A 15,105-nucleotide genomic window follows, 5' to 3' on the forward strand; every position below is an offset into this window, starting at 1 on the left:
CCACACACACTAAGGTCCGAGTCATGACCGCTGAACGTGAGACCCTGCGCTCCATCGACCTCACCCGGATCGGTGAGGGCCGCTACAAGGCCACCAACGCCCGGGGCGGCGTGCTCCCGGTGGGGAGCGGCAGCGACCCGGACTTCACGCCGGTGGAGCTGCTCCTGACCGCGATCGCCGGCTGCAGCGCCATCGACGTCGACCTGATCACCGGCAAGCGGGCTCAGCCGACGTCGTTCGAGGTCCATGCCGAGGGCGACAAGATCCGCGACGACCAGGGCAACCGGATGACCAACCTCCGGGTCACCTTCGACCTGGTCTTCCCCGACGGCGAGGGCGGCGACGCGGCCCGGGACGTGCTGCAACGGGCGATCGAGCAGTCCCGCGACCGGCTCTGCACCGTCAGCCGCACGGTGGCGGTAGCGTCGCCGGTCGAGATGGAGAAGAAGTAGCCGCTACTTGACGCTGGTGATGGTGACCGGCTCGATCGGCGCGCCGTCCGGGGCCCCGCCCGCGGTGCCCTTGGCACCGATTGCCTTGAGCACCTTGAGGCCGCTCGCGTTGGTCCGCCCGAAGACGGTGTAGTTCGGCGGGAACGGCGAGTCCTCGTACATCAGGAAGAACTGCGAACCACCGGTGTCGGGCTGGGAGCGGTTGGCCATCGCGATGGTGCCGCCGGGATAGGTGCAGGTCCCGCCGGCGTCGCACGGCTGCAGCCGGGGATCGTTGGCCACCAGCTCGTCCGGGATCGTGTAACCGGGACCACCGCGGCCGTCCCCGTTGGGGTCGCCGCACTGCAGGATGTAGTCGCCGACGGTGAGCATCCGGTGGCAGCTGGTGTTGTCGTAGAAGCCCTGCTGGGCGAGCGAGACGAACGAGTTCACCGTGCACGGAGCCAGGTCGGGTTCCAGGGTCAGCGGGATCACGCCGCTGTTCGTGGTGATCGTGATCGTCGTCGGCGCCGGACTCGGAGGATCGGCCGGCGGTGCCTTCACCGACTTCGCGGCGTCGTCGAACGCCGGGTACGAGCACGAGCCCGCCGCCTGGGTGTCCGGGTCGGAGGAGTCGTCGGTGGAGCCGCAGCCGCTGAGGACGAGTGCGGCCAGGGTCAGCACGAGAGCGGTACGCATCCGAATCACCGGGAGAGCGTAGCGAGAAGGGCCACGGACATCGGTCCGTGGCCCTTCTCGTGGAACATCGACTGACGCAGCGTCACATCTCGTAGTGCTCGTTGGGATCGCCGTCGAAGAGGCGCCCGTCCTCGCGGCCGAGCGCGGTGATCGCGTCGACCTGCTCGTCGCTGAGCTCGAACTCGAAGATGTCGCCGTTGGTCAGCTGGTGGTCCGGCGCGGTCGCCTTCGGGATCGGCACCGAGCCGAGCTGGAAGTGCCAGCGCAGGACGACCTGGGCGGGGGAGACCCCGTGCGCCTCGGCCGCGTTGCGGACCGCGTCCTCCTCGAAGAGTCCCTTCGCGCGGGCCAGCGGGCTCCATGCGATGGTCCGGATGCCGAGCGAGTCGTGGACCGCGCGCAGCTCGTCCTGCGGGAAGTACGGGTGCATCTCGATCTGGTTCACGGCTGGGACGACGCCGCTGGTGTCCATGATCCGGTCGAGGTGCTCGGCGGTGAAGTTCGAGACCCCGATCGTGGTGACCAGGCCGTCGCGCTGCAGGTCGACCAGGGCGCGCCAGGCCTCGCTGTACTCGTCGCGCTTCGGGTTCGGCCAGTGGATCATGTGCAGGTCGATGTGGTCGAGGCCGAGACGGCCGATCGACTCGTGCGTTGAGACGATCGCGTCGTCGTACGCGTGGTGGCGCCCGGGCAGCTTGCTGGCGACGCGGAACTCCGGACGCGGGACGCCGGAACGGCGGATCGCCTCGCCGACGGTCATCTCGTTGCCGTAGTTCACGGCCGTGTCGATCAGCCGGTAGCCGGACTCGACGGCGCTCAGGAGGGCGTCGAGGCCGTCGGCGCCCTGGAGACCGGTGGTGCCGAAGCCGACTGCGGGCAGCTCGGTGCCGTCATTGAGGTCATAAATCGGGATATCCATCGAACTCTCACGTTTCTGCTCGCGGGCAACAACACGGTTTCGCTCGGCCACTTCGTGGTGCTCTCTCCCCGGTGGCCGGGCTCAGGATCAAACCCTAGCGAGATTGGCGGCTCCTGACACGCATTCAAGAACGGAGAATTCGGAATTCTTGGACATTGCGCCGAACGAGGGTGGGGAGTCCTGGGCACGTGAAGGCGGTGGAACCAGCCGGAGGTGCCGTCGATCGGCACCTCCGGGGGAGTGCTGGGCGGAAGTCGCTGCCTAGCGTCGAAGCATGCGCTGCTTTGCTCTCGTCCTCCTCGGTCTCTACCTCGTCTTCGTCGCACGGCTCACCCTGGCCGACCCGTCCGCCGGACAGTCCGTGTTCTCCTTGGCGGATTCGCTGGCGACCCGGTACTCGGGCGGTGAGCTCGACTGGAGCGAGACGGAGGTGCTGGCGAACGTGGCCCTGTTCGTGCCGATCGGATTCCTCCTCACGGTGGTCCTGGGCCGGCCGGTGATGAGCATCGTGCTGTGCGTGCTCGGGTCCGCGTGCATCGAGCTGGCGCAGCAGCAGTGGCTTCCGAGCAGGGTGCCGACGATCGCCGATGTCCAGCACAACAGCCTCGGTGGGCTGATCGGATCGCTGGTCGCATGGCCGTTGCTCTGGCTGTCGAGGCCCTTGAAGCAACCAAAGGTTGCGTAAAGACAGAACAGGGGTTAGCGTTACGCAACCAAACGTTGCGAAAGGCTGGATCCCATGGAATACGCAAGCATCGAGCGCGAGCTCTACGTCGAGGCCAGCCCGGAGATCACGTTCGAGGTGGTCAGCCGACCCGAGCACCTGAAGGAGTGGTGGCCGGACGAGGCGGACTTCTCGGGAGAGCCGGGGGAGAGCGGCACGATCGGCTTCCGCCAGGACGGGGAGACCTTCCAGGTGCCGCTGACGGTGATCGTCTCGGATCCGCCCCGGACGTTCACGTTCCGCTGGACCCAGGACGCCGGCACGGAAGCGATCACCGGCAACTCGTTGCTGGTCACCTTCGAGCTGGTGCCGCAGGGGAGCGGAACGCTGGTGAAGCTCACCGAAACCGGATTCCGGGAGATGGGCTGGGAGGCCGCGAAGGTGGCTGCCGAGTACGCCGACCACGTCAGCGGCTGGGACTTCTTCCTCCCGCGCCTGGACACCTACGTGACCCGGCTGGTCGCGTCGTGAGCGTCCAGGTCGACGACGACCTCTGGTCCGCGATCGGCGACCCGACCCGGCGCCGAATGCTCGACCTGCTCCTCGCCGACGGCGGCGGGACCGCGACCAGCCTGAGCGGCCGGCTGCCGGTGACCCGGCAAGCGGTCTCGAAGCACCTCGGCGTCTTGGACCGGGTCGGACTGGTCACGGTCACGCCGTCCGGCAGGGAGAGGCGGTACGTCGTGGACGACGAGCAGTTCGCCCGCGCGGTCGCGCAGCTCACGGCGGTCGGATCCGCCTGGGATGCCCGTCTGCAGCGGATCAAGACGATCGCAGAAGCGATCCAGGCAGAAGTCAATCAACGCGAAGGGAACTGACCATGGACATCGTGCACAGGATCGGCGTCAAGGACGCCACCACCGAGGACGTCTACGCGGCACTGACCACGATCGAAGGTCTGGCCGGCTGGTGGACGACGGACACCACCGGAGATGCCGAGGTCGGCGGCGTCATCGCCTTCCGCTTCATCCCCGGAGGGTTCGACATGAAGGTCAAGGAGCTGGTGCCGGGCAAGGCAGTGCTGTGGGAGGTCGTCGAGGGACCGCCGGAGTGGCTCGGCACGGAGGTGTCGTTCGAGCTCAAGCAGGAAGGGGAGTACGCGATCGTGCTCTTCGAGCACCGCGGCTGGGCGGACCAGGTCGAGTTCATGTACCACTGCAGCACCAAGTGGGCGTCGTACCTGCTCAGCCTGAAGCAGCTCGTGGAGACCGGGAAGGGTGCCCCGGCGCCGTACGACGTGATGATCAGCGACTGGCACTGACTCGCCCCGGGCCGATTGCTAAGGTCCCGCCCATGTCGACGGTGACGATCAGTCGCGAGATTCGGATCCCCGCGCCACCTGCGGTCGTTTGGTCAGTCCTGGCGACACCCAGCCAGCAGTCGGTAGTGGATCAGCGGGTTCGACTGATCAGCGAATGGGGTGAGCCGGGGACGGTGGATTCGGGCTACGAGCTGTCGATGCGTGGACGGCTGCCGATGCGTCTGCACGTCACCGATGCGGTAGCAGGCGAGCGGCACGTCGTGGCCATCGAGTGGAACGGCCGCACACGAGGTTCGCAGGAAGCGCACCTCGAGCCTGACGGCGTGGGTTGCGTCCTGATGTACACGATGTCGATCGAAGTGCCGCTCGGCCTGAGGTCGCTTCAGCGCATCTACGGCGAGAAGAGACTGGGCAAGTGGCTCGACGCCGTGGCTCGGGTGAGCACAGCAGTGGGCGAGTGACCTTCTCGGCTTCCGGGCTACATTCGTTGACATAATGTTCCTTATCGGCGCTTCATGCTCGTACTCGTCTGGCTAATCCGCGCGGTGTTTGCCCCGTGGCTTCGCCAGCATCCCGGACCCGACGCGCACCGTGTAGCCCTCCCACACGCCCCGAACGTCCTCGACCTGGAGACCCGTCGTCCCCGCGAACCACTCCCGACGCCAGTCAGCCACGTGCGCCTCACGACGACGAACCGCGCCCGCGTAACGCTGCTGCGCCGCCTGCCGAGAAACCCCCAACGCCTCCGCAATCACGGCCCACGAGCAGCCGCGATCACGCGCCGCCGCCACGTACAGAACCGCTGCGCTCTCTAACTCGTTCGTTGCGTAGACAACGGCCCGCAGCTCGTTGATCGGATCCGCCGGCCCGCGTCCCCAGCCGTCCAACCGCTGACGAGCCCACCGAACGCGCACCCGCGCGTTCGACCCAGCCTCCGCAGCCTCACGACTCATCTGGAGATGGTCGCGCACGTCAACGCCTCTTGTCGTCAAAACGACCCCTAGAGGTCTCGCAAACGACAACACTCGTTGACATGGACAACAACACCGGCGGCGGCGTCGTCATGCTGGCCGTCTTCACCTGGTTCGTGATCTGGCTCGTCACAACGCTCTACAACCTCGTCACTACCCGTCGCGCCGCAGAGCGGCGCGAGCGCGACTTCGCCGCCCGACCCCTGCTGACGCCACGAGCGGGCGCATCCCGCGACGAGGTCATGGTCGCCCTGGAAACCACCCTCGCGACCTACGTCGAGCACGCACACGTATGCCGGAAACTCACAACCGGCGCTCTCGTCGAAGCGCACTCCCGCGAGACCGCCCGCCTCGCTGCGCACTACCAGATCCTTCGGGCTCAACTACTTTCGATGAGCGCCACCTAGGACTGCGCGGAAAGTTACGACACATATGACAAGCCCAGCGCCGCCAGCCGCCGCACCCGACTCGAATCGGCTCCGCCGACTAACCGACATTCACGGCATTCCGGACTCTGCCGGACCCACCTAGGCCAGTGCCACCCCGACCGGGCCGCGTCAAGGGCACACAAACAACTTCGGGCGCGCTCCTGCGTCGCTTATTTCGCCCAAAGTTCTTTGCTCTCCGGCCCTTGACCCACCCCGGACGGGGCAGTAGCTCCGCGGCTGCGCCGAACGAGGCGCGACTCCGTCGAAACCTCGTTCGACCCACCACCAACAAGCCACCGGAGGAACCATGGCCACCACGACCATCGACATCGCAACAACCAGCGTCAACGACGTCCAGAAGGCGCTCGGCGCCGCAGGAGCTCGGATCACGGACAAGCAGGTCACACCTGGCGCCTGCGGCTACACCACCATCACCATCGTCACCAAAAGCGCCTAAGAATAAGGGGAAAGTCCACCATGATCGCCTACGGCGCAAACGCCTCGGACACCACCGTTCACAGCGACGGCCACAACGTTGACGTCTTCCTCGGCAGTACCTGCGTACTCTCCTTCAGGCACGAGAACGCCGACGAGGCCGCGTGGCAGTTGATCCAGATGCTCACGACCGAGTTGGGGCGCTCCTTCGATCGGATCGATTGACCACGCGCCTTCGTACGGGGCCAGGAAGCCGCCATACACGGCCCCCGAGGTGCTTCCACAACGAACATCAGCGTCCGAGAACGCCACTAAGCCCGCTCACCCAAACGGGCGACGGGCTGTGTTTTCCGTGCAAGATCTTGCGCGCGTTTTTCTACGGGGGTAAGAACCCCACCGGTCCGAGACCTGAAGTTCCCTTCGACCTGATGCCGCTCGCAGTCGTGTAGTACCGGTCTGGTCTCCCCTGCACCTGGTCAGCGACGCGGGCAAGGTCAGCCGCGAGCGACGGTGCATCGTTGACGAGCACGAACCCTGCCGAGCCCTTGAAGCGCTGCACGGTGACCGACGTCGATCGGAAGCAGCCGCGGCTGTGCTCGTGCAGCAGCTCGCCGGTGTTCGGATCCACCTCGTTCCGAACACACCGCAGGACGCGAACGCGCTTCTGGAACCGCTGGGTTCGCTGGTAGCCGCGTAGCGCCCTGGCAACGGCCAGGGCCACATCTGGCGAGAGTCCGACGGTCGCCACCGCCCTACGCAGGCCCCAGACGCCCCAGAAGCGCCCTACGCCGCCGCGCGCCAGCCACTCGGCGGGCGCGTCGTTCTGGTAGTCCTTGGCCGCGTAGCCGCCGTGCTTCGAGAAGTAGATCGCGAGACGTCGCGGGTCCGTCGCCCGCGCACCTTCGCGGAAGTCGACACCCGTGCCGACAGCGACGTGACGGCCCCGTTCGCAGCACGCACCACCCTTGATGGTGCGCCCGTGCTCGTCCTCCCAGCACCGTTCTCCGCACCACTCGGCCGAGACGATGTCCGCCCACGTCTCCGAGAGCCACTGCTGGAAACCCGGCATCGCCGGCGGCACACACAAGATGTGAAAGTGCGGCGCGCCGCGTTCCTGGAACTCGCGCTTCCAGACCCCCACAAGGGGAAACCCCCAGAACGCGTACTCCCGATCCCAGCGCTTGCGCAGCTGCTCGACATGTCGGCGGACGGCCCGGTTCGTCGGCGCGACAGCGAGCCAGTCCCCCGGGTACGTCAGCGTCACCATCGCTGGGACCGTCTGCTCGCCCATCGCGTTGACGAACAACGGCGCGTAGTCGAGCGTCGCCAGCCGCAGCGTCATCATCCGCCGGCTCGACCTCGAGAAGCACCGGATCTTGCCTGCCGGCGGCACGTCGTAGCGACGACAGCCCTCACAGTTCACACGGAAGCAGCCGTCCCAGCACGGTTCGAACTGCTCGCGCCGCTGCCGATCCCGTTCCTTCAGCGCCGCGGCCACACGTGCACGAGCTAGAGCCCGTTCGCGCTTCACCGGGTCCGTTGCTGCGATCCGCACGGTCCCCGGGCTGATCTCGATGCGCCACCGCGGGCCCTCGACAGTCGTGCGGACCGTCTGCTCCTGGCCCTCGAACTCCCCCAGCCACGGCAACACCTCCGGGACGTCCACGTAGCTACCCGTCGCGCTGTCGCGGACCTTGGTGATCCGATGCTCTGATCGGAACCACTCCACCCGGCGTAGCTCGTGACTCGCGATCGCATCGACCCCGACGCGCGTGCGCTCGAACCGGTCAGGCTGCCGGTACCCGGCGAACATCGACGCAGCCGACGACACCAACTCGCTCGACCGGTAGCCGATCCGAACCGAGCGCCCCGCCTCGATCGGCCCCAGCGTCCGGGAGCCGACCTCAACGACCGCGGTCAACGGCTCAGGCCCCTCGGGCCGACACCTGCCGATTCTACGTGGTGCTGGTCCTCGCCCGCCCCGAGTTCCTGCAACACCTGTCCGACACTCCGAAGCGGCAGCCGGTCGGGCTGCTCCGCAACGCCCTCCCCGGCCACCGCCACCGCAGACACCGCACCAGGAGGACACGAGCACTTCGGCCTGGGCCGCTGACCCCCACACCGGTAGCACGCGCCCGAGTCCGACACCGTCCCGATGCTCATCACCGAGTCATAGGTGTCGTACGCGTCGAACACCGGGGACTTCGGCCCGTAGTGCCAGTCCGTCAACCACGCTTCGAGCTGCTCGCGCTTGCCCTGCTGGAAGTCATCGAAATCGTTCGCGTCGTACGTCTTCCACTTGAACAACCGTCGCTGCGACCACGCCAACTCCTGACCATCCTCGGCCTCGACCCGCTTCGGCATGAAGCCTCGACAGAACGTCGCGGCCTGCGTGCACTCCCGGATGATGATGTCCGCCCGACGCCAGTTCGGGGCCGTCCACCGAACCACCAGATCCGAGCGCCGCAACTGGTTCAGAACGTTGCCCACGACGCCCGGCATCGACATCGACTCCCGCGACGAGGCGACGCCGGTGACCTCGTCCATCAGCACGTCGGTGTGCTCAGCGTCCAGCAGCTGCTGCCAGTCCGTGAACGGCACCCACAACGGGTGCGCGGCCAGATGCTTCACCTGGCCGTGCGCACCAAGCCCGTCGTGCTCCGGGTGGTCGCATTCCTCGTCGTCGCACGGACGCGGGTTCTCGAAGTCCAACAGCCGCACCGTCGAGAGGACCGCCCTGCCGGCAAGCAGCGACGGGATCGTGTCCCACACCATCGCCGCCGTCTTGCCGCCACCATTCGCACCCACGTACGCGTGGATCGGCCAGCCCCTGCGACTGGCCCGCTTCTTGGGGTTCTGGAACATCACCAGTGGTCCCGATCGCGCTCGGCGGCATTCTTGTAGCCAGCCCGACGCGCCTCAGCCTCGAAGTCCGTCGTCATGTCCTGGAAGACCCCCCAGAGCCAGCCGACGAAGACCGTGATCATCCAGATCGAGATGCCCAGCGCGGAGAGCACCAGCAGCCACTCCAGGACCGGTGCCGATGCGTCGCGGATCATCTCTACAACCGGCGCGTCTTCTGTTAGTGCCTTCACGACGTTGACTTCCTCTCGCTTGTCAGTAGCCCGTGTACTGCACGAACGCCCGCACCCCGGCGTCGTAGGCCGCCTGACGGCCCCACCGCCGCCCCAGCAGCATCCCCGCCAGCATCAGTGCCGCTCCGATCAGCAAGTCGCTGTGCCTCGATCGCTCCATCTGCCCATCTCCCCATCCGCTCGTACCACGTCCAACCCAGCCAGATCCCGTAGCCCACGCCGACGATCACCCAGAACGCAGACCAGCAGATGACGACCAGCACCTCCGGGTACTGGTCCGTCTGCATCCAGCCCTGCACCTGCTCGACGCGGTCGCCGTACCACCCCGGCATCACAACCGCCGGTCCTTCGGGCGACCGACCCGTCCTGGTGCTGGCTCGCGCCAGATCGCCGGACGGTCGAGCCCAGCGACGAGTGCTCGCTTGCTGCGCCGGCGCAGCCGCAGCAGCCCGACGACGGCGAGCAGGCTGCCGACTCCGATCAGGACCGTCATCAGTCGGCCACCGCTCCGCCGCCGAGCGTGGCGTAGGAGGCCGCCACCCGGGTCAGTCGCATGATCGCCGCGATCGCATGTGCAGCGAGGATCCACCCGACCAGCGTCAGCGCGAGCGCGACCGGGATCCACGTGTCGAACAGGCCAGCCTTGTCGTAGACATTCGCGAGTTGCGCCATGCCCGACGACACCCACCCGGGAGGGTCGGGAACCAGCGCTTCGAGACCGCTCAGGATGCCCCCGAGGACGATCGTGAACGCGTCCAAGAGCCACTTGATGATCACGCCGCCTGCCCCTTCCCGTAGATCGGCACACCGCTGCTCAGACCCAGACCGGACTGCACCAGCGAGATCGTCTTCACCACCGTCAACACGACCAGTCCCGCGGTCGCGAGCATCCGCGAATATCCGGCCGCGGTCGCCGCCGCCCCCGAGCACGCCTTCACCGGATAGAACGTGGACGGCATGCCCGCATCCGTCATCACCGCGGGCATCGAGAACCCGGGTCCGTTGCACCCGCCCGATGCGCCCGGATTCACCGACGTCCAACCGTCACCGATCGCGTCCGTCCACGGCCCCACCGCGCCGTCGAGAGGGTCCGTAATCCGGTCCATCGCCGCCTCCCACGTACCAGGTGGAGGGATGAAGGCCCACTTGAAAGCACACTTCACCGGCACGTAGACCCAGTCGATCGGGTTCAACGAGAACGCGTCCGAGATGCACGACTCTTCACCCTCGGTGGGGATGCCAGGCCCTGGCGGGATCGAGGGTCGAGTGCAGCCGTTGTAGCAAGGCCTGTTCGGATCGACCGGGTCCACCGGCGCCGTCGGCGGGCGTTCACCATCGGTGAAGAACTTCGGCTTGTAGGCGTCCGTGCAGAACGACATCGGCACCCGATACGTGCCCCAGTAGCACCGCCAGGCCGACGGGTTCCTCTCCCGGTCCGGCCAGTAGTCAACGCAGTCGTCCGACGGACTCGCGGTCTCGCCGTCGAAGCACCTCGTGTTCGTCGGCACGTACAACGGGGTCAGCAAGCACTTCGCGCTCGCGCAATCCGGGTACTTCGTTGCAATGCCCGGATCGACCATCGGGACCGTCGCAGTCTCGATCACCTGACCCGTGCCCGTCGTCACCCCGACACCCACCTGGGTCTTCACCGCACCCGGCTCGATGTCCCAGCAGCTCGGCAAGGTGACGTCCGGCGACTTCATCCCCGGCACCGGCGTGTACGTCACCGAACCGCTGGTCGTGAAGGTCGTGCCCGTCGAGCTCTTGCACGTCTGGGTGAACGTCGCCGTCACCGGCACCGCTGGCCCGTAGCCCGTCGTCCACTGCGAATAGCAGCCGTCCATCAGCCCGTACGCCAGGTGATCCGAGCAGAGACCAGACTGCACCAGCACCCACTTCTCCGAGCCGGTAAGCACTTCCTCATAGCCCACGACGGGCGCACCACCTGGGATCGCGACCTTGAGGTTGTAAGCATCAACCGCCGACGCCGGGTCGTTCGCATTCGGGATCACCAGCGTCTTGAGGTTCTGGTACCACTCCCAGATGTTCGACGGGAGGACCACGTTGGCCGTGTAGCCGTTCACGTTCGACCGGTAGATCAGCCGCCACTGGTACGTCGGCGGTGTCGGCAGTGCCGTCTGGAACAGCCTCAGCGGCGACGTCGTCGACGTCGGTGACCACGTCGCTGCGTCGTGCCCGACGATGCTCGCCGGACCCTCGTACGACGGAATCCGGCCCTGCCACGAGCCCGTCGTCAACAGGTTGTAGATCGACTCCACCGCACTGCCAGCGTCGCACTCGCCCTCAAACCCGAGGACCTGCGCGGCCCCCTCCAACGCCATACACGTGCCCTGGTACGCACCAGCACCGGCTTGGACCAAGATCAGCCCGTCGCCCACCGCCGCACCAGCAGGCAACGCATAGACCCCGGACCCGCTGAGCAGCTGCGTCAAGAACGTCGGCAACGGCGGCTTCGGCGGGACGTAAGCGACCGCCGGAGTCGGCGCGACCAGCACCATGCTCAGCGCGAAGACACCGACCGCCCCCGACCCGGCCAACGCTCGCCGGAACGGCAGCCGCGCTAGGAGCCAGCGCACAACGCCACCAGCATCACGATGTCGTACGTCCAGACCGCGACCGCGACCAGCACGACGAACCCGACCAGTGTGTACGACCAAGCGTCCTCAATCATCCTACTCACAACCTCTCGTCCTCGACCGCTCCGGCGCGGCCACCCCGGCAAACAAGGTGACCGCGCCGGACGGACTCAGGACGTGAAGCCCTTGAGCAGACGCCAGCCCTTCCGGAGGACGAAGATCGTCGCCCCGATGCCGAGACCGACCCCGGCAACGCCGAGCAGGTCCGAGGACATGCCGTCCGCGGCGTCCGAGACCACGGACACGGGAGTGGGAGTACTCATGTGAATCACCCCCTCCCCTGCGTCAGGGCCGCAAGCAGCCCAACCGCGACGCCGCCGGCAAGGCACTCGAAGATGAACGTCACCATCCGAGTCACCCCCGCCCGAGGTGCGTCATCAACTGCCAGCACCGGATAACCCCGAGGGCCCCGACCAGCAGAGTCCAAACATTCGCCAGGTCAACCACGCGACCACCCCGACACCAACCGGGCAGCGCTCAACGCGACCAACAGGCCAAGGCCCGCGAGCAGCAACGCCCGGTCATCGGTCGACAACTCCAGCGGACCCGCCTCCGGCGTCTCCCCCGACCCCGCCGCCGCTGGGTTGTCGAGCTGCACCACCGAGAGCACCGGATACACGCAATCCGGCATGTCCGCCCACACCACCCCCGGCGGCACAACCCAGCCCGCCGGAGGCTCCGCAGGAGTACTCACATACCCCGGCGACAACGCCGAACACGGGTCGTCCTCGTACGACGCGTACGAAGCCACGTCCGAGCAGACGACGCACCCCAGCGCCATGACCAAGGCCACCAGGAAGCGCTTCACCGAAGCCACCCCGACCCATACAGCAGCCTCGCCACCGCGACCATCAAGAACGCGACACCCAGCCACGTCACACGACCACGCGGACGAAGACCCATCACGCGCTGCCGACCTCAGCCAAGGCCTGACCGAGCACGCGACCCACCGGCTTGCAGAGCGCGTCATGCAACTCCGCCGCGACCCGGACGTCCTCGTTGGAGTACGCCTCGTCCAGGTCCCACACGCCGCGGCAGGCGTCGCAGTCCAGCCGGGCACCCCAGCCGAACAACGACGCCTGCACAACAACCGACATGGCCGTCTACCAGGCCACGCCGAGCGGCTGGTGCACCTGGTGCATCTCCGGGTCCGGAAGGACGGCGCGAAGGTTGTACGACGGGAAGTTGCCCCGCGCCGACACCTTCACGGCCACCGCCACGAGCTCGCCGATCGCGGGCCACGGCGCCTTCTCGTCGCCGTCCCCGAGAAGCACCTCGCAGACCTCGCCGTCGATCTCGACGCCCGCGAAGTCCATCGACCACGACTTGTCGTTCTTCACGCCCGACCGGTTCTTGAACCCCCGGAACTTCCCGCACAACACTGCCGCCATGTCACTACCTCCTGCTCACCGTGCAGCCTCTTTGACTGTTTCACGTGGAACGACAATGACAGTGATTTGGAACCAGTGCAACAGGCAACGCTGATGTCGGCGGCCTAGAGACGTACGCTCGACGCATGAACGCCATCAACGACAGGATCGCCGCCAACGTCGCCACACTGCTCCACCTGGCCGACTGGAGCCAGCGCGAACTGGGGCGTCAGACCGGCCTCGCTGCAACCACGATCACGCACAAGATGCGCGGTCGGAACGACTGGACAACCTCCGACCTCGACCTGATCGGGGCCGCTCTCTCGGTCTCAGCAGTCGAGCTCGTTGGCGACCTTCCGACCATCTCCGTGTGGCGCGCGCGGCGCGAGCCAGCAGCCCTCGCCCGGGGCCCGCGCTACCTCGTCGAACCCGACCCCCCGTTCGACCGCATCCGTCCGCCGCTATCGCCCAATTTCGACACGCCCGACAATGTTCCTTATCGGCGATATGGAACCTGCTTTGGTGGCTACTCCGCACGCTGTTCGCCCCGTGGCTTAACCAGCATCTCCGAACCGACCCTCACCGTGTGGCCCTCCCGAACGCCCACGCACGAGAGCTACGCGCCGACGCGCCGCGCCGTCCAGTTCGCCTTGCGGGAGCAGCTGCCGATGTCGTAGTTGATCCGACCCTTGGTGACGCGCTTGCCGCGAAGTTGACCAGTCACGGTCAACTTGAGCACCTTGCCGTTGTGCGTCGTGCGGACGACTCCGCGGAACGTGCCGTCGCGCCTGATCTTGGTGGTTGGCAGCGTCACCGTCGTCAGGGCGACGTACGGGTCGTAGTTGCAGACGGCCGTGAAGGTGGCGCGCCACTTGGTGAGCCGTTTCCCGTCCCGAGCGATCCTGAAGGTCACGGGTCCGCTGTCGACGGCCAACGGGTAGCTGAGCGAGCCCTTGTAGCGGCCGTCCGGGTCCCGCCGGGCTGCCTGGGCCGGGCCGGTGAGCAGGGTCATGGCCAGGGTCACGACTAGGAGCGCGATCGCGCCAGTCATGGGTCGCCTTCTCAACATCGAACCTCCGAGAATCGGTTCGCGGGGCATGACCCCACGAGAATCGAGACCGACAGTATCAACAGGTATCGGGAGGGCCTACCTCGTGCGTTGGGGTCGACTTCAACCACGTAGCGTTCCACCCCTTCTCACAGGTCCACGGTGAAGTCGGCGAAGAAGCCCCCTCTGACCGCGTCCACGGCCCGATCCCACAGGCCGGTGACCAGGAGCAGACCAACCGCGATCAGCATGACGCCGCCCGAGGTGCTCACGATCCTTTGGTGCCGCCGTACCCAGGAGATGGCGCCGAGCATGCGCTGGTAGGCGACTGCTGCCGCGATGAAGGGAAGCCCTAGTCCCAGGCAGTAGGCCAATCCCAAAGCAGCTCCTCGTTGCGCACTGCCTTCGTTCATCGCCAGCCAGGTGATGGCGCTGAGAGTTGGGCCGATGCACGGCGTCCATCCCAATCCGAAGAGCACGCCCAGCAACGGGGCTGCGGCGACTCCGACTGCGGGTAGGCGGTGGAACCGGACGTCTCGTTGGAGCCAGCTGAGCCTGCCAAGGAAGGCAACGCCGACCAGCACTGTCATTGCGCCGAGAACGACCGAGATCGTGTCCTGAAAGCGCCAGAGCCAGGCTCCCAACGATCCGAAGGCGGCGCCGTAGGAGACGAACACGACTGAGAAGCCGAAGACGAACAACGTTGACCCGGCAAGCATCCGACCGCGGTTCGCTGAGTTGAGGTCAAGACCCGCAAGTCCGGTCATGTACGACAAGTAGCCAGGCAGTAGCGGAACCACGCAAGGGCTCAGGAACGAGACCAGGCCAGCTGCAACAGCGACCGGAACTGCCAGCAGCATCGAACCGCTCAACGCTATGTCGCGGAACGAGGTTCCGAGGCTGTCAGCCACGAGCACTACGCGACCCCGACGAGAACGGCGGCACTCGTCATGACGGGAATGACAACCATGGGCCGGCAGTAGCGAATGAGCATGATCTCTCCGGTGTGGATGGGCATGTCCTTACATGCCTAGGGACACCGGTGTCGCCTAAACGTCACGCAAGCT

The 15,105-nt window shown here is 66.7% G+C and carries 26 protein-coding genes; 10 read left to right on the top strand and 16 right to left on the bottom strand.

Translation table 11 applies throughout. The features are described from left to right. Nucleotides 1–23: 23 nt before the first annotated feature. Nucleotides 24–452 carry an OsmC family protein gene (locus tag EFK50_RS01325; protein WP_123225756.1) on the top strand — a complete coding sequence of 143 codons (429 nt, stop codon included), beginning with the start codon at nucleotides 24–26 and terminating at the stop codon, nucleotides 450–452. 3 nt (nucleotides 453–455) lie between these two features. On the opposite strand, the gene EFK50_RS01330 is transcribed toward EFK50_RS01325, so the two are convergent. After that, a complete protein-coding gene (locus EFK50_RS01330) occupies nucleotides 456–1,130 on the bottom strand; it encodes a peptidylprolyl isomerase (protein WP_123225757.1) in 675 nt (224 codons plus the stop codon). An 82-nt stretch (nucleotides 1,131–1,212) separates the two neighbouring features. After that, nucleotides 1,213–2,049 (bottom strand): aldo/keto reductase, encoded by an 837-nt coding sequence (locus EFK50_RS01335; RefSeq protein WP_123225758.1) that lies wholly within the window; start codon nucleotides 2,047–2,049, stop codon nucleotides 1,213–1,215. Nucleotides 2,050–2,323: 274 nt separating this feature from the next. Here EFK50_RS01335 and EFK50_RS01340 point away from each other — a divergent pair, with 274 nt between their 5' ends. The 5 genes from EFK50_RS01340 to EFK50_RS01360 are packed head-to-tail and all read left to right on the top strand — an operon-like array spanning nucleotide 2,324 to nucleotide 4,495. After that, complete coding sequence (locus EFK50_RS01340; RefSeq protein ID WP_123225759.1) at nucleotides 2,324–2,734, top strand: VanZ family protein; 411 nt, start codon at nucleotides 2,324–2,326, stop codon at nucleotides 2,732–2,734. A 54-nt stretch (nucleotides 2,735–2,788) separates the two neighbouring features. Continuing rightward, nucleotides 2,789–3,244: an SRPBCC domain-containing protein gene (locus EFK50_RS01345; RefSeq protein WP_123225760.1), complete on the top strand. Its 456-nt coding sequence runs from the start codon at nucleotides 2,789–2,791 to the stop codon at nucleotides 3,242–3,244. Further along, nucleotides 3,241–3,591: an ArsR/SmtB family transcription factor gene (locus EFK50_RS01350; protein WP_123225761.1), complete on the top strand. Its 351-nt coding sequence runs from the start codon at nucleotides 3,241–3,243 to the stop codon at nucleotides 3,589–3,591. Before EFK50_RS01345 ends, EFK50_RS01350 begins: the two co-directional genes overlap by 4 nt. 2 nt (nucleotides 3,592–3,593) lie before the next feature. After that, nucleotides 3,594–4,034, top strand: a complete 441-nt coding sequence (locus EFK50_RS01355; RefSeq protein WP_123225762.1) for an SRPBCC family protein — start codon at nucleotides 3,594–3,596, stop codon at nucleotides 4,032–4,034. Nucleotides 4,035–4,066: 32 nt separating this feature from the next. After that, nucleotides 4,067–4,495, top strand: a complete 429-nt coding sequence (locus EFK50_RS01360) for an SRPBCC family protein (RefSeq protein WP_123225763.1) — start codon at nucleotides 4,067–4,069, stop codon at nucleotides 4,493–4,495. A gap of 72 nt (nucleotides 4,496–4,567) precedes the next feature. Here the strand turns inward: EFK50_RS01360 and EFK50_RS01365 are convergent, their stop codons facing one another. After that, nucleotides 4,568–5,005 carry a hypothetical protein gene (locus tag EFK50_RS01365; protein WP_123225764.1) on the bottom strand — a complete coding sequence of 146 codons (438 nt, stop codon included), beginning with the start codon at nucleotides 5,003–5,005 and terminating at the stop codon, nucleotides 4,568–4,570. Between the two features lie 62 nt (nucleotides 5,006–5,067). On the opposite strand from EFK50_RS01365, the gene EFK50_RS01370 reads away from it, so the two are divergent. From EFK50_RS01370 to EFK50_RS01375, 3 genes are all read left to right on the top strand, one after another. Continuing rightward, nucleotides 5,068–5,412, top strand: a complete 345-nt coding sequence (locus EFK50_RS01370) for a hypothetical protein (RefSeq protein ID WP_123225765.1) — start codon at nucleotides 5,068–5,070, stop codon at nucleotides 5,410–5,412. Between the two features lie 328 nt (nucleotides 5,413–5,740). Beyond that, nucleotides 5,741–5,890: a hypothetical protein gene (locus EFK50_RS22000; RefSeq protein WP_183407642.1), complete on the top strand. Its 150-nt coding sequence runs from the start codon at nucleotides 5,741–5,743 to the stop codon at nucleotides 5,888–5,890. Nucleotides 5,891–5,910: 20 nt separating this feature from the next. Beyond that, nucleotides 5,911–6,093 (top strand): hypothetical protein, encoded by a 183-nt coding sequence (locus tag EFK50_RS01375; RefSeq protein WP_123225766.1) that lies wholly within the window; start codon nucleotides 5,911–5,913, stop codon nucleotides 6,091–6,093. A 151-nt stretch (nucleotides 6,094–6,244) separates the two neighbouring features. Here EFK50_RS01375 and EFK50_RS01380 read toward each other — a convergent pair whose 3' ends face one another. From EFK50_RS01380 to EFK50_RS01415, 11 genes are all read right to left on the bottom strand, one after another. Beyond that, the gene (locus EFK50_RS01380; RefSeq protein WP_148046015.1) at nucleotides 6,245–7,681 is read right to left on the bottom strand and encodes a rolling circle replication-associated protein; all 1,437 of its coding nucleotides are present in this window, start codon (nucleotides 7,679–7,681) and stop codon (nucleotides 6,245–6,247) included. 104 nt (nucleotides 7,682–7,785) lie between these two features. Further along, entirely contained in the window at nucleotides 7,786–8,736 is a 951-nt protein-coding gene (locus EFK50_RS01385; protein ID WP_123225768.1) for a P-loop NTPase family protein, read from the bottom strand. Beyond that, nucleotides 8,733–8,927, bottom strand: coding sequence for a hypothetical protein (locus EFK50_RS01390; protein ID WP_123225769.1), 195 nt, complete (start codon nucleotides 8,925–8,927; stop codon nucleotides 8,733–8,735). Before EFK50_RS01390 ends, EFK50_RS01385 begins: the two co-directional genes overlap by 4 nt. 58 nt (nucleotides 8,928–8,985) lie before the next feature. After that, complete coding sequence (locus EFK50_RS22005) at nucleotides 8,986–9,123, bottom strand: hypothetical protein (protein ID WP_183407643.1); 138 nt, start codon at nucleotides 9,121–9,123, stop codon at nucleotides 8,986–8,988. A gap of 171 nt (nucleotides 9,124–9,294) precedes the next feature. After that, complete coding sequence (locus tag EFK50_RS22010) at nucleotides 9,295–9,456, bottom strand: hypothetical protein (protein ID WP_183407644.1); 162 nt, start codon at nucleotides 9,454–9,456, stop codon at nucleotides 9,295–9,297. Further along, a complete protein-coding gene (locus EFK50_RS01395) occupies nucleotides 9,456–9,740 on the bottom strand; it encodes a hypothetical protein (RefSeq protein WP_123225770.1) in 285 nt (94 codons plus the stop codon). Before EFK50_RS01395 ends, EFK50_RS22010 begins: the two co-directional genes overlap by 1 nt. Continuing rightward, a complete protein-coding gene (locus EFK50_RS01400) occupies nucleotides 9,737–11,482 on the bottom strand; it encodes a hypothetical protein (protein ID WP_148046016.1) in 1,746 nt (581 codons plus the stop codon). The genes EFK50_RS01395 and EFK50_RS01400 overlap by 4 nt, the downstream gene beginning before the upstream one ends. A 248-nt stretch (nucleotides 11,483–11,730) precedes the next feature. Then, nucleotides 11,731–11,883 carry a hypothetical protein gene (locus tag EFK50_RS22015; protein ID WP_183407645.1) on the bottom strand — a complete coding sequence of 51 codons (153 nt, stop codon included), beginning with the start codon at nucleotides 11,881–11,883 and terminating at the stop codon, nucleotides 11,731–11,733. 176 nt (nucleotides 11,884–12,059) lie between these two features. Continuing rightward, nucleotides 12,060–12,428, bottom strand: a complete 369-nt coding sequence (locus EFK50_RS01405) for a hypothetical protein (RefSeq protein WP_148046017.1) — start codon at nucleotides 12,426–12,428, stop codon at nucleotides 12,060–12,062. A 94-nt stretch (nucleotides 12,429–12,522) separates the two neighbouring features. Continuing rightward, the gene (locus EFK50_RS01410; protein WP_123225773.1) at nucleotides 12,523–12,717 is read right to left on the bottom strand and encodes a hypothetical protein; all 195 of its coding nucleotides are present in this window, start codon (nucleotides 12,715–12,717) and stop codon (nucleotides 12,523–12,525) included. 6 nt (nucleotides 12,718–12,723) lie between these two features. Continuing rightward, nucleotides 12,724–13,011 carry a hypothetical protein gene (locus EFK50_RS01415; protein WP_123225774.1) on the bottom strand — a complete coding sequence of 96 codons (288 nt, stop codon included), beginning with the start codon at nucleotides 13,009–13,011 and terminating at the stop codon, nucleotides 12,724–12,726. Nucleotides 13,012–13,136: 125 nt separating this feature from the next. Between EFK50_RS01415 and EFK50_RS21780 the strand changes: the two genes are divergently transcribed. After that, the gene (locus EFK50_RS21780; RefSeq protein WP_148046018.1) at nucleotides 13,137–13,667 is read left to right on the top strand and encodes a helix-turn-helix domain-containing protein; all 531 of its coding nucleotides are present in this window, start codon (nucleotides 13,137–13,139) and stop codon (nucleotides 13,665–13,667) included. Here EFK50_RS21780 and EFK50_RS01420 read toward each other — a convergent pair. Both EFK50_RS01420 and EFK50_RS01425 read right to left on the bottom strand, forming a co-directional pair. Next, the gene (locus EFK50_RS01420) at nucleotides 13,607–14,041 is read right to left on the bottom strand and encodes a hypothetical protein (protein ID WP_123225775.1); all 435 of its coding nucleotides are present in this window, start codon (nucleotides 14,039–14,041) and stop codon (nucleotides 13,607–13,609) included. The two genes, EFK50_RS21780 and EFK50_RS01420, sit on opposite strands and share 61 nt — an antisense overlap. Nucleotides 14,042–14,187: 146 nt before the next feature. Further along, nucleotides 14,188–14,898: a cytochrome c biogenesis CcdA family protein gene (locus tag EFK50_RS01425; RefSeq protein WP_123225879.1), complete on the bottom strand. Its 711-nt coding sequence runs from the start codon at nucleotides 14,896–14,898 to the stop codon at nucleotides 14,188–14,190. Nucleotides 14,899–15,105: the final 207 nt, after the last annotated feature.

This window comes from Nocardioides marmoriginsengisoli (genome assembly GCF_003725695.1).
GTDB lineage: Bacteria > Actinomycetota > Actinomycetes > Propionibacteriales > Nocardioidaceae > Marmoricola > Marmoricola marmoriginsengisoli.

Coding starts and splice junctions, on each gene's coding strand:
- EFK50_RS01325 (WP_123225756.1), top strand. CDS start 24: ATGACCGCTGAACGTGAGACCCTGCGCTCCATCGACCTCACCCGGATC.
- EFK50_RS01330 (WP_123225757.1), bottom strand. CDS start 1,130: ATGCGTACCGCTCTCGTGCTGACCCTGGCCGCACTCGTCCTCAGCGGC.
- EFK50_RS01335 (WP_123225758.1), bottom strand. CDS start 2,049: ATGGATATCCCGATTTATGACCTCAATGACGGCACCGAGCTGCCCGCA.
- EFK50_RS01340 (WP_123225759.1), top strand. CDS start 2,324: ATGCGCTGCTTTGCTCTCGTCCTCCTCGGTCTCTACCTCGTCTTCGTC.
- EFK50_RS01345 (WP_123225760.1), top strand. CDS start 2,789: ATGGAATACGCAAGCATCGAGCGCGAGCTCTACGTCGAGGCCAGCCCG.
- EFK50_RS01355 (WP_123225762.1), top strand. CDS start 3,594: ATGGACATCGTGCACAGGATCGGCGTCAAGGACGCCACCACCGAGGAC.
- EFK50_RS01360 (WP_123225763.1), top strand. CDS start 4,067: ATGTCGACGGTGACGATCAGTCGCGAGATTCGGATCCCCGCGCCACCT.
- EFK50_RS01370 (WP_123225765.1), top strand. CDS start 5,068: ATGGACAACAACACCGGCGGCGGCGTCGTCATGCTGGCCGTCTTCACC.
- EFK50_RS22000 (WP_183407642.1), top strand. CDS start 5,741: ATGGCCACCACGACCATCGACATCGCAACAACCAGCGTCAACGACGTC.
- EFK50_RS01375 (WP_123225766.1), top strand. CDS start 5,911: ATGATCGCCTACGGCGCAAACGCCTCGGACACCACCGTTCACAGCGAC.
- EFK50_RS01380 (WP_148046015.1), bottom strand. CDS start 7,681: ATGTTCGCCGGGTACCGGCAGCCTGACCGGTTCGAGCGCACGCGCGTC.
- EFK50_RS01390 (WP_123225769.1), bottom strand. CDS start 8,927: ATGATCCGCGACGCATCGGCACCGGTCCTGGAGTGGCTGCTGGTGCTC.
- EFK50_RS22005 (WP_183407643.1), bottom strand. CDS start 9,123: ATGGAGCGATCGAGGCACAGCGACTTGCTGATCGGAGCGGCACTGATG.
- EFK50_RS22010 (WP_183407644.1), bottom strand. CDS start 9,456: ATGACGGTCCTGATCGGAGTCGGCAGCCTGCTCGCCGTCGTCGGGCTG.
- EFK50_RS01400 (WP_148046016.1), bottom strand. CDS start 11,482: ATGGTGCTGGTCGCGCCGACTCCGGCGGTCGCTTACGTCCCGCCGAAG.
- EFK50_RS22015 (WP_183407645.1), bottom strand. CDS start 11,883: ATGAGTACTCCCACTCCCGTGTCCGTGGTCTCGGACGCCGCGGACGGC.
- EFK50_RS01410 (WP_123225773.1), bottom strand. CDS start 12,717: ATGTCGGTTGTTGTGCAGGCGTCGTTGTTCGGCTGGGGTGCCCGGCTG.
- EFK50_RS01415 (WP_123225774.1), bottom strand. CDS start 13,011: ATGGCGGCAGTGTTGTGCGGGAAGTTCCGGGGGTTCAAGAACCGGTCG.
- EFK50_RS21780 (WP_148046018.1), top strand. CDS start 13,137: ATGAACGCCATCAACGACAGGATCGCCGCCAACGTCGCCACACTGCTC.
- EFK50_RS01420 (WP_123225775.1), bottom strand. CDS start 14,041: ATGACTGGCGCGATCGCGCTCCTAGTCGTGACCCTGGCCATGACCCTG.
- EFK50_RS01425 (WP_123225879.1), bottom strand. CDS start 14,898: ATGCTGCTGGCAGTTCCGGTCGCTGTTGCAGCTGGCCTGGTCTCGTTC.